Below are 11,874 nucleotides of genomic sequence, written 5' to 3' on the forward strand. Positions count from 1 at the left end.
TGTGGGCCCTCGCGCAGGGTGTCGGTGATGTCGCAGGCGAACGGCAGGTAGCCGCCGATGTGCGTGCCCACCTCGACCCCGTTGAGCAGCACCCGGCAGGTCTGGTCGACCGCGCCGAAGTGCAGCAGCACCCGCCCGCCCGGGACGGCGAACCCGTCGGGCAGGGTGAGCGCGCGCCGGTACCACAGCGTCTGCCCGGGCAGGAGTTGCCGCCCGACGCCGGACAGCGGAGCCTCGGGGGAGAACGGCACGACGATGTCGCCGTCGTAGCCGTCGTAGCCGTCGTAGCCGTCGTAGCCGTCGTAGCCGTCGTAGCCGTCGAGGGCCTCGGGCTCGACCGGGGAGACGGCGTACCTCCAGCGGCCGTTGAGGTTGAGGTAGCTGTCGCGGACGAGCTGCGGCCTGGGGTACTCCGGCAGCACTGCCTCGGGGTCGAGGGCCGCGCCCCAGCGGGTCAGCAGGGTCATGCGGTCCCCCGGCGGCGCAGCGCCCGCACCGGTACGGCCATGAACGCCACCACGACCGTGGCGGCCAGGAAGATGGCCGGTGAGGGGACTTGTTTGAGCACCCCGAGCTCCTCGTAGTAGGCGTCGGCCCCCTTGATCACGGCGGCACCCAGGAAGGGACCGACGATCATGGGGATGAGAATCGCGAAGACCATCCGCAGCCCCTGGACGTGACCGGCGCGGTCCGGCGGCGAGTGGTCACGGACGATCGCCGCGATGGGCGCGAGCACCAGCATGAACCCGGACATCATGACGAGCCCGGCGGCGATCACCGGGATCATCCCGGTCGCGACGGACATCAGCAGCAGACCCGTGCCGTACACGGCGATCGCGGGCGGCAGGAAGCGCACCTTGCCCACCCGGTCGATGAGCGGCCCGCAGGCGACACTGACCGCCGAGGAGCCGGTCAGCACCACGGCCAGGACGATCGCGTACCCCTCGATGTTCAGGTATCGCTGCAGGTAGATGATCAGGTAGGGCAGGAAGACCTGGGTGGAGATCCCCCAGATCGTCCACGCGGCCAGGGCCAGGTAGAGGACGGGGTTGGCCCGTATCGCGCTCGGCCGCAGCCCGTGCACGAGTGAGGCCAGGTAGGCGCCCTCCTGGCGGACCGGGTCCGGGCGGTCGCGCACGAGCACCCAGGAGACGGCTCCGACCACGACGATGATCGCCCCGATGAGCACGAAGAACAGCCGCCACTCCCCCGCGCGGGTCAGCGAGTCGAACCCGCCGAAGACGGCCAGCATCGACACCAGCGGCATGATCGCCAGCACCGACTCCACCCGGCCCCGGTTCGCCGGGCGGGTCACGTCGGTCACCCACGCCTGGAAGGCCGCGTCGTTCGCCCCGGCGCCGAGGAACGACATCACGCAGTCCAGCGCGATGACCGCGACCACCGTGGCCGTGACGGCTCCGGCCACCGGGGCGACGGCCGCGACCGCGTCGACGGTGACGAAGCCGAAGGCCGCCGTGGCCATCCCCCACAGCACGTATCCGGCGGCGATGAAGGAGCGGCGGCGTCCCGCCCGGTCGGAGAGCGCGCCGACCAGCAGGGTGGCCACCGTCGCGGTCGCCGCACTGGCGGCGACCATGGTGGCGACGGCGCCGGGGTCGTCGCTGACGGTGTCGTAGAGGAACACATTCAGGTACATGTTCTCGACGGTCCATGCCACCTGCCCGGCGAAGCCGAGCACGATCAGAGCCGTCCACGAACGTCCGCCCAGCTTGGCGGCGATCTCTGTGGTCACGGCGAGAGACTACAGGGGGTTTTGTCGCAATTTTGGGTAGACTTGGTGTCCGTCGAAGCCGCGAAAATGCACTTTCTCCCGCCCTGCCGCACAAGAAAGGTGAGCCCACCACCGACAAAGGGCGTAGCAGATGAGTCCACTGAGCGGGTGAGCCTGGGAGAAGACAGACCGCCACTCCGCTCGCGCATGCCCGGTCAGGCTCGGGCGGCCCACGGCTTTTGATCGGTTTCTACAACTGGAGCCGTGTAGCGTGCGCTGTCTGCGACATGGCGTTACCAGCTGGTAGACGGAAGGGTGAACACTGCCGGGGGCCGTCGTGTCACGGCGCGCACATCGTTGGTCTACAGGAAGGCTCGGTCGGGTGTTCAGTCGTGTCGCCATCGTCAATCGTGGTGAGGCCGCTATGCGGCTCATCCACGCCGTACGGGACATCGCCGCGGAGAGCGGGACACGGGTCGAGACCGTCGCCCTGCACACCGACGTCGACCGCACGGCCACCTTCGTCCGCGAAGCGGACCTGTCCTACGATCTCGGTCCCGCGTCCGCGCGCCCGTACCTCGACCTGAAGGTGCTGGAGCGTGCGCTGGTGGAGACCGGGGCCGACGCCGCATGGGTGGGCTGGGGCTTCGTCGCAGAGGACCCGGCGTTCGCGGAGCTGTGCGAGAAGGTTGGGGTCACCTTCGTCGGACCAAGCGCCGAGGCCATGCGCAAGCTCGGTGACAAGATCGGCGCGAAGCTGATCGCCGAGGAGGTCGGCGTGCCGGTCGCGCCGTGGAGTCGCGGTGCGGTCGAGACCCTGGACGCCGCCCTGGCGGCGGCGGCCGAGATCGGCTACCCGCTGATGCTGAAGGCCACCGCGGGCGGCGGCGGGCGCGGCATCCGCGTGATCACGAACGAGGCCGAGCTCGCCGACGCCTACGAGCGCACCAGCCAGGAGGCCGCGCGGGCGTTCGGCAGCGGCATCGTGTTCCTGGAGCGCCTGGTCACCGGTGCCCGGCACGTCGAGGTCCAGGTGATCGCTGACGGCGAGGGCACCGCGTGGGCGCTCGGCGTCCGTGACTGCTCGGTGCAGCGGCGCAACCAGAAGGTCATCGAGGAGTCGGCATCGCCGGTGCTCAGCCCTGTGCAGACAGCCGAGCTCAAGGCGTCGGCCGAACGGCTGGCCGTCGCGGTCGGTTACCGCGGCGCGGCGACCGTCGAGTTCCTCTACCACCCCGGCGACAAGATGTTCGCGTTCCTCGAGGTCAACACCCGCCTGCAGGTCGAGCATCCGATCACCGAGTCCACCACCGGGTTCGACCTGGTCAAGGCGCAACTGCGGGTGGCATCCGGCGGCAGGCTCGAAGGCGGGCCGCCGGTGGAGCGCGGGCACGCCATCGAGGCCCGGCTGAACGCCGAAGACCCCGACCGCGACTTCGCGCCCTCCCCGGGCCGCATCGCGCGGCTGGACCTGCCCGCCGGGCCAGGCATCCGGGTGGACACCGGCGTCAGCGAGGGCGACACCATCCCCGCCGACTTCGACTCGATGATCGCGAAGATCATCGCCTACGGCCGCGACCGCGACGAGGCACTCGGCAGGCTGCGCCGGGCGATGGCGCAGACCACGGTGATCATCGAGGGCGGCGCGACGAACAAGAGCTTCGTGCTCGACCTGCTCGACCAGCCCGAGGTGATCGACGCCAGCGCGGACACCGGCTGGATCGACCGCGTCCGCGGCGAGGGCAGGCTCGTCTCGCACCGGCACTCCGCCATCGCGCTGGCGGCCGCCGCCATCGAGGCGTACGAGGAGGAGGAACGCGCCGAGCGGCAGCGGCTGCTGTCGACGGCGTTCGGCGGACGCCCGCAGGTGCAGCACGAGAGCGGCCGGCCACTGGACCTCAAACTTCGTGGCGTCGGCTACCGCGTGCGCGTCGCGCGGGTCGGCGCGCATCGGTTCCGCGTCGGCGTCGAAGCAGGTGGCGACGTCCGCACCGCCGACGTCGAACTCGACCGCTTCGACCGGCACACCGGGCGGATCGTCGTCAACGGCACCCGGTACCGCCTGCTCACCGACACGCACGGGCCGATCCACCTGGTCGAGGTGGAGGGCGTGACGCACCGGGTCAGCCGCGACGAGGGCGGCGTCGTCCGCTCGCCCGCGCCCGCGCTGGTCGTCGCCACGCCGCTGAAGGTCGGCGCCGAGGTCGAGGCGGGCGCGCCGGTGCTGGTGCTGGAGAGCATGAAGATGGAGACGGTGCTGCGGGCGCCGTTCAAGGCGCGGCTGAAGGAATGCGTCGTGTCCGTGGGCAGCCAGGTGGAGACCGGTGCGCCACTACTGTGGCTGGAGCCGCTCGCCGACGACGACACCGCAGCCGAGGACACCTCGGCCACCGAGTCCGTCGAGCTGGACCTGCCCGCCACGCCCGGGAAGATTCCGCTGTGGGAGCGCACCACGCGCGGCCAGGAGGACCTGCGCAGCCTGCTGCTGGGCTTCGACGTCGACCCGCACGACGAACGCCGGGTGCTCGACGACTACCTCGCCGCGCGCCGGGCGGTCACCGAGAACGGCCACCGGCCGCTGGCCGAGGAGCTCGAACTCATCGACGTGTTCGCCGACCTCGCCGAGCTGAGCCGCAACCGGCCGGCGGGCGAGGAGGGCGGCGGTGACGGCCACGTGTACAGCGCCCGCGAGTACTTCCACACCTACCTGCAGAGCCTCGACGTCGAGCGGGCCAGGCTGCCGGAGGCGTTCCAGGCCAAGCTCGCCAAGGCGCTCGGGCACTACGGTGTCACCGAGCTGGAGCGCTCCCCCGAGCTCGAGGCCGCGGTGTTCCGGATCTTCCTCGCCCAGCAACGCGTGTCCGCCGACGCCACGGTCGTCGCGACGCTGCTGCGCGCGTGGCTGCGAGAGCCGCCGCCGGACGAGACGCTGCGCGAGCCCGCCGGTCTCGCGCTGGAGCGGCTGGTCGCCGCGACACAGGTCCGCTTCCCCGTGGTCTCCGACCTCGCGCGCGGCGTGGTGTTCGCCTGGTTCGCCCAGCCGCTGCTGCGCCGCAACCGCGCCCGCGTCTACGCCGACGTCCGCAAGCACCTGCGCCACCTGGACACGCACCCGGACGCGCCGGACCGCGCCGAGCGCATCGCCGAGATGGTGCGCAGCACCGAGCCGCTGGTGCGGCTGCTCGGCCAGCGGCTTGTCCGCGACGACCTGGACAACGCGATCATGCTGGAAGTGCTGACCCGGCGGTACTACGGCAACAAGGGTCTCACCGGCGTCCGCACCAGCGAGGTCGCGGGCTGCACGTTCGTGGTCGCCGAGCGCGCGGGCTCGTGCGTGGTCTCCTCCGCGGTGAGCTTCGAGGCGCTGGGCAACGCGCTGCGCGGGCTCGCGGAGCTGGCGAGCGACGAGGACGCCATCGACGCCGACATCTATCTCGCCTGGGAGAATCAGCCGGAGGACTCCGAGGCGATGGCGGTCGCGCTGCACAAGGTCGTCAGCGCGCACCCGCTGCCGGACCAGGTCCGCAGACTCACCACCACCGTCGCGGGCAGCGGCGGCGCGGTGATGCACCACCACTTCACGTTCCGCCCGTCGACCACCGGGATGGCCGAGGAGCGGCTGATCCGCGGCCTGCACCCGTACATCGCGCAGCGGATGCAGCTGGAGCGGCTGAGCAAGTTCGACCTCACCCGGCTGTCGTCGTCGGACGAGGAGGTCTACCTCTTCCAGTGCGTGGCGCGGGAGAACCCGTCGGACGACCGCCTCGTCGCGTTCGCACAGGTACGTGACCTGACCGAGCTGCGCGAGCACGACGGCAGGCTGGTCGCGCTGCCGACGGCCGAGGACACCATCGCCACCTGCCTCGACTCGATCCGCCGCGCGCAGTCGCGGCGACCGTCGAAGAAACGCTTCAACACCAACCGGATCGTGGTCTACATCTGGCCGCCGAGCGACCTCACCCGCGCGGAGCTGGAGATGATCGTCGGACGCGTGCTGCCGACGACCGCGGGCGCCGGGCTGGAGGAGATCCTGTTCATCGCGCGGCAGCGCGACCGGAAGACCGGCGAGCTGGCCAAGATCGCCGTGCGCATCTCCTTCGACGCCACCGGCGGCACCGAGCTGACCGTCGGCGAGCCGTCTGACGAACTGGTCGAGCCGCTCGACGACTACCGGCAGAAGGTGCTGCGCGCGAGCAGCCGCAACACGGTGTACCCGTACGAGCTGACCGGCCTGCTCGGCGACTTCGTCGAGCACGACCTCGGCGACGACCACGCGCTGGTGCCGGTCGACCGGCCGAAGGGGCGCAACACCGCGGCGCTCGTCGCGGGCGTGGTCAGCACGCCGACCCGGCGGCACCCGCAGGGCCTCACCAGGGTCGTGCTGCTCGGCGACCCGACCAAGTCGCTTGGCGCGCTGTCGGAGCCGGAGTGCCGCCGCGTGGTCGCCGCGCTGGACCTGGCCGAGCGGATGCGGGTACCGCTGGAGTGGTACGCGCTGTCCGCCGGCGCCCGGATCTCCATGGAGTCGGGCACGGAGAACATGGACTGGGTGGCCGCGGCGCTCAAGCGGATCGTCGAGTTCACCCAGAACGGCGGCGAGATCAACATCGTGGTCGCGGGCATCAACGTCGGCGCGCAGCCGTACTGGAACGCCGAGGCGACGATGCTCATGCACACCAAGGGCATCCTGGTGATGACGCCGGACTCGGCGATGGTGCTCACCGGCAAGCAGTCGCTCGACTTCTCCGGTGGCGTGTCGGCCGAGGACAACTTCGGCATCGGCGGCTACGACCGGGTGATGGGCCCGAACGGGCAGGCGCACTACTGGGCGCCGAACCTGGCCGCCGCGCGGGACGTGCTGATGTCGCACTACGACCACACGTACGTCGCCCCCGGCGAGGAGGCGCCGCGGCGGGCGAAGACGACCGACCCCGTCGACCGCGACATCTCCGACTTCCCGCATGTCCTGGTCGACAGCGACTTCACCACCGTCGGCGAGATCTTCTCCGCCGAGGCCAACCCGGACCGCAAGAAGCCGTTCGACATCCGGACCGTGATGCGGGCGCTCTCCGACCAGGACCACCCGGTGCTGGAACGCTGGGCGGGCATGGCCGACGCGGAGACCGCAGCGGTGCAGGACGTGCATCTCGGCGGCATACCGGTGTGCCTGCTCGGCATCGAGTCACGGGCGGTGCCCCGGCGCGGCTTCCCGCCCACCGACGGCCCGGACACCTACACCGCGGGCACGCTGTTCCCGCAGTCGTCGAAGAAGGCCGCGCGGGCGATCAACGCGGCCAGCGGCAACCGGCCGCTGGTGGTGCTGGCGAACCTGTCGGGCTTCGACGGCTCGCCGGAGTCGATGCGGAAACTGCAACTGGAGTACGGCGCCGAGATCGGCCGCGCGATCGTGAACTTCCGCGGGCCCATCGTGTTCTGCGTGATCTCGCGGTACCACGGCGGCGCGTTCGTGGTGTTCTCGAAGGCACTGAACCCGAACATGACCGTGCTCGCGCTGGAGGGCTCGTTCGCCTCGGTGCTCGGCGGCGCCCCCGCCGCCGCGGTGGTGTTCTCCGGCGACGTCAACGCCCGCACCGCGGCCGACCCGCGCGTGCGGGACCTGGAGGCCCGCGTCACGGCCGCCTCCGGCGCCGACCGCGCCGCGTTGACCGCGGAGCTCGACGAGTTCCGCTCGTCGGTCCGTGCGGAGAAGCTCGGCGAGGTGGCCGCGGAGTTCGACCGCGTGCACAACATCCAGCGCGCGGTCGAGGTCGGCTCCGTCGACGCCGTCATCCGCGCCGCGGAACTGCGTCCACGGATCATCGAGGCCATCGAGTCCCGCCTGCGCTGACAGTGAGGCGCCACGGTGAGGATCTCGCCGTGGCATCTCACACCGGCCTGCTCGTACGCCAGGCGCCTCGCGAACGGTGGACGGCCGTAGGCCCACGACCTCGACGTCTGCCAGGCGATCCGCGCCGTGATCGGCCAACACGGCGCGGGCACCTATCCCGTGTCCGGCCACAGGACTGTAGGGCACGCAGGCGCGCCGACTCGCGGAGGGCGTCCTGGGGTCGGCGCGGGACTGCTGCGTGGTGTGGTTACCCCGTGGTGCGGGAGGCCGGCGTCTCCTCACGCGGCGTGCTCCGCAGGAGCCGTATCACCTGGGCGAGGCCCGCGGTGACGAGCGCCGTCGCCACCAGCAGGGCACTGACCCACAGTGGCGAGCGGTAACCGAGTCCGGCGGCGATGGTGGCGCCGCCGATGGCGGGTCCGGCGGCCGCGCCCACGTTGAGGGCCGCGGTCGCGAAGGAGCCGCCGAGCGAGGGTGCCCGCGTCGCCGCATACAGCACCTGGGCGATCAGGGTCGAGCCGACGGCGAACGAGAGGGTCCCCTGGACGAAGACGAGCAGGAACGCGGCGACCGGACTGCCGGCTGCGGACGTGAAGAGCGCCCATCCGGCGAGCAGGGCGATCCCACCCGGAATCAGGACCCGCATCGGCCGCGTGTCCGACAGGCGGCCGCCGATGGTCACTCCGGCGAACGATCCGAGACCGAACAGCGCCAGCATCGCCGGCACCCAACGCTCGGAGAAGCCGCTGACGTTGATGACCAGCGGGGTCAGATAGGTGAAGGTGCAGAAGGTGGCGGCGTTCACCAGCGCGGCCAGCACCAGTACGACCAGCAGCCGCGGGCCGCGCAGTGCCCGCAGTTCGCGCCGAGCACGGGGACCGGCCTCGTCCGGGTCGCCGGTCGCCTGCGCGATGTCCGGCACCGAGCGCAGCACGGCGAAGACGGCCGGCAGGGAGATCAGCGCAACGGCCCAGAACGCCGACCGCCAGCCGAGCGCCTGACCGAGCGCGGCGCCGGCGGGCACACCGGCGATGCACGCGAGCGTGATGCCCCCCAGCAGAATGGAAATGGCCCGCCCTTTGGCGTTCGGCGCGACCATGCTGGTCGCCGTCGCGAGCCCCACAGCCAGGAAACCGGCGTTGGCCAGCGCCCCGAGGACCCGGGTCACCAGGAGCACGGAGAAGCTGGTGGTGACCGCACCGGCGACATGCACGAGCATGAACGCGACCAGGAAGACGAGCAGCGCCCGCCGACGCGGCCAGCGCAGGCTGAGCACCGCCATCAGCGGGGCACCGACGATCATTCCTGCGGCGAAGGCGGACGTCAGCGCGCCGGCGGCCGGGATGGACACGTTCAGTTCACTGGCGATGTCTGGAACCAGCCCGGAGAGCATGAACTCGGACGTTCCCTGGGCGAATACCGCCAGTCCGAGGATGTAGATGGCAAAGGGCATGAGCAGAAGACTCCACAGCCACGTCGAAAGGGATCACGAAGGACACGGCACGCCACCGCGGCACTCCCGAACGGCCGCACGAAGCGTGCGTTCATCTGGGGCACACGGGGGCCTACCGCGTGAAGGAGACCCGGCTTGGCGCCACCAGCGGTACGACGAAGGTGACGGAACTACCGGGAAGACTCAGTCCGTACGACGGTGATCCGGCGGCGAGGGTGACGAAAGGACGCGCGGCCTCAGCGATGGCGCTGCCGCGTGACACCACAAGAAGCCACCGAAGGACCGGTGGCTAGCGTCTTGACGCCTCAGGGCTGGACATGGCCACACGATAGTGAAGGGTCTCAGGACTCGTCCACCGCATTACGTGCTTGAGACCTCGTGCCACGTGCCGAATTTCGACGCGGGCGCAGAGAGTCCAGTTACCCGCATGAAGCCACCGGGGGCGACGGACAGACACTTCGTGTCGCCGGGAACTGATGCTTTCCTGTCGCTCAACACAGCTCAGCGCGAGTTTGGCGGCTCGTGCCACGTTGGTTGGTGCACTCCCCCGCCTTGGCGGAGTCCATCCGCGAGCTCATCATCGAAGGCACCCACGAGGGCGGGGATGGTGTTCCACTGCCCGGAGTCAGCGGGCCAGGCGCCGGTGTCCTGCCGGGTGTCAGTGAGCTGTTGACAGCAACGAGCGATGATGCTCTGTGAGGTTGTGACTGAGCGCGGTAGTTGCACGGTGCATACCAGTTCGCCTCTCTGGGTGCCTTACAGGCGTTCGGCGGCAGCGGTCAAGAAGTTGGGCAGGTGGAGGGTCCCGCCCTGAAGCGATCAGTTACGGCACTGGGCAGACGTCCTTCTCACGTCCCGGCGAGGGCGGCTCGCAATTCGTCGGTCACCGCGTCCAGGCAGCTGCCGAAACTCGCATGTCCCTTGGCTTCGATCCAGTGCCGGAAGGCGTTCTGGAAGGCCACAGTGGCGAGCTGTGCGACCAATTCGGCCGTCCCGGCGTTCACCTGACGCCGCATCAGAGCATCGCGGATCGCCTCGGTGATCGCGGCCGTCTTGGTCCGTTCGCGCTCCTGCAACTCCGGGCTGGCGTCGATCACCGCCCGGCGCTCCGCCGCGCCGTCCACCTGCTCGACGAGCTGGGTGCCGACTCGCGCCAGCGCGTCGAGGACGGCGGCGAGCGGAGCCGCGTCCGGGTCTGCCGTCAGGACCGCCTCCGCCAGCGCCGGGGGCAGGCGCTCCGAGCCGGCGAACAGGACCTCGCGCTTGTCTGGGAAGTAGCGGAAGTAGGAGCGCCGGGTGAGTCCGGCCCGCTCGGCGATATGGGTCACCGTCACGTTGTCGTAGCCGCGCTCCAGATACAGCTCCAGAGCCGCCCGCTTCAGTCGCTCCTCGGCACCCGGATCCCACCTCGCCATAAGCCAACGATAACAGGTGATGTCGCACTGTGTCATCAGTGCTAGCCTACGCTTACGACACACTGTGTCATCACTGAGGGACACCCGTCCCCGGTGCGGCCCGGAGCAGGCAGGGTGACGTTCACATGACCGAGACCAGCGAGACCGGCGGGACGACCGGCGAGAGCAGGACGAACGACGAGATATGGATAGTCGGGGCCACCGGCCGTATCGGCCGAGGCGTGACCGCGCGACTGGCCGCGCGAGGACTGAAGGTCGTGCCGGTAGGCCGCAGCCGGGAGCGGATGGTCGCCGCCGGGGCCGAAGCCGGTCTGCCCGGGGACGCGAAAGTGGTCGTCGCCGACTCGGCTGAGCGGATCGCGGACGAGATCGTCCGGAAGCGCCCGCGGGTGGTGGTGAACACGATGGGCGCCTTCGCCGCCACGGCACCGGTGATCGCCCGTGCCTGCATGCCCGGCGGCCACTACGTCGACCAGGCCAACGACGTGGTCGCCGTGGAGGGGCTGCTCGCCCTGCACGACGAAGCGGTGCGGGTGGGCAGCACTCTGGTCACCGGCGCCGGATTCGGCGTGCTGGCGACGGAGGCGGTAGTAGCGAAGCTGTGCAACGGGCGGCCCACGCCGCACCGGGTGCGGGTCGACGCCGTGGCCTCGGTGGCCGTCGAGGCGGGCGCGCTCGGTGCCGCCCTGGCGGCCAGCATCGTGGACGTGCTCACCACCGGCGGACGGCGGTACGAGAACGGGCGGCTGGTGACGTCGCGCCTCGGCGCGGACCCGCAGCAACTCACCTTCCCGGACGGGGAGTCGGCGAAGTCGGCAGGTGTCTCGTCCGGCGAGCTCGTCGCGGCGCATGCGGTGAGCCGGGCACCGTTCGTCACCGCCACTTCCGCTCTCGTGCCGACCGCTCCGCTGATACGTGCCCTGCTCCCGCTGCTCGGCCGCCTGTTGTCCGTTCCGGCGCTGCGACGCCTCGCCGTCGACCGGCTCGGCCGGGCCCCGGTGAAAGCCGCGCCCCGCCCGCGCGAGCACTCCTGGGGGCACGCCGTCGTCGAGTGGGCGGACGGTACCCGGCACGAGGGATGGCTCCGCGCCGGCGACGGTATGGACTTCACGGCCGACGTCACCGCCACTGTCACCGAACTGCTGGCCCGTGGCGCCGGCAGGCCCGGGGCCTGGACACCGGCAGCCGCCCTCGGGGCGGACCTGGCGACGACCGCAGGCGGCACCTTCGTACTGGACTGAGGAGCGCTGATGCCCGCCGTCCGGCGGCTGCCGGAGCCTCGGCGAGTGCGCGCGACAACCGCCAGCGCGGGCACGGCGTGCCGGGGCAGCCCGGCACTTAACGTTCGGACATGCCTCGCCTCTCCCTCAGCGACCTGTATCACATCGCGATACCGGCGGACCCCCGGCTGCATCCCGGCGGGAGC

6 protein-coding genes are annotated in these 11,874 nt (G+C 70.9%); 2 read left to right on the forward strand and 4 right to left on the reverse strand.

Annotation, left to right across the window (positions count from 1 at the left end; all coding sequences use genetic code 11):
• Together ABZ260_RS35235 and ABZ260_RS35240 are read right to left on the reverse strand one after the other, a co-directional pair.
• Positions 1-467 (reverse strand): sugar-binding domain-containing protein (locus tag ABZ260_RS35235; RefSeq protein ID WP_355626310.1); only part of this gene is annotated, 467 nt, incomplete at its 3' end.
• Complete coding sequence (locus ABZ260_RS35240) at positions 464-1,753, reverse strand: MFS transporter (protein ID WP_355626311.1); 1,290 nt, start codon at positions 1,751-1,753, stop codon at positions 464-466. The genes ABZ260_RS35235 and ABZ260_RS35240, both read right to left, overlap by 4 nt.
• A 361-nt stretch (positions 1,754-2,114) precedes the next feature.
• On the opposite strand from ABZ260_RS35240, the gene ABZ260_RS35245 reads away from it, so the two are divergent.
• A complete protein-coding gene (locus tag ABZ260_RS35245) occupies positions 2,115-7,580 on the forward strand; it encodes a carboxyl transferase domain-containing protein (RefSeq protein WP_355626313.1) in 5,466 nt (1,821 codons plus the stop codon).
• Between the two features lie 247 nt (positions 7,581-7,827).
• Here ABZ260_RS35245 and ABZ260_RS35250 read toward each other — a convergent pair whose 3' ends face one another.
• Complete coding sequence (locus ABZ260_RS35250) at positions 7,828-9,033, reverse strand: Cmx/CmrA family chloramphenicol efflux MFS transporter (RefSeq protein WP_355626315.1); 1,206 nt, start codon at positions 9,031-9,033, stop codon at positions 7,828-7,830.
• 848 nt (positions 9,034-9,881) lie between these two features.
• Entirely contained in the window at positions 9,882-10,448 is a 567-nt protein-coding gene (locus ABZ260_RS35255) for a helix-turn-helix domain-containing protein (protein ID WP_355626317.1), read from the reverse strand.
• A 125-nt stretch (positions 10,449-10,573) separates the two neighbouring features.
• On the opposite strand from ABZ260_RS35255, the gene ABZ260_RS35260 reads away from it, so the two are divergent.
• Entirely contained in the window at positions 10,574-11,689 is a 1,116-nt protein-coding gene (locus ABZ260_RS35260; protein WP_355626319.1) for a hypothetical protein, read from the forward strand.
• Positions 11,690-11,874: the final 185 nt, after the last annotated feature.

This window comes from Streptosporangium sp. NPDC006013 (assembly GCF_040614275.1).
Lineage (GTDB): Bacteria > Actinomycetota > Actinomycetes > Streptosporangiales > Streptosporangiaceae > Streptosporangium.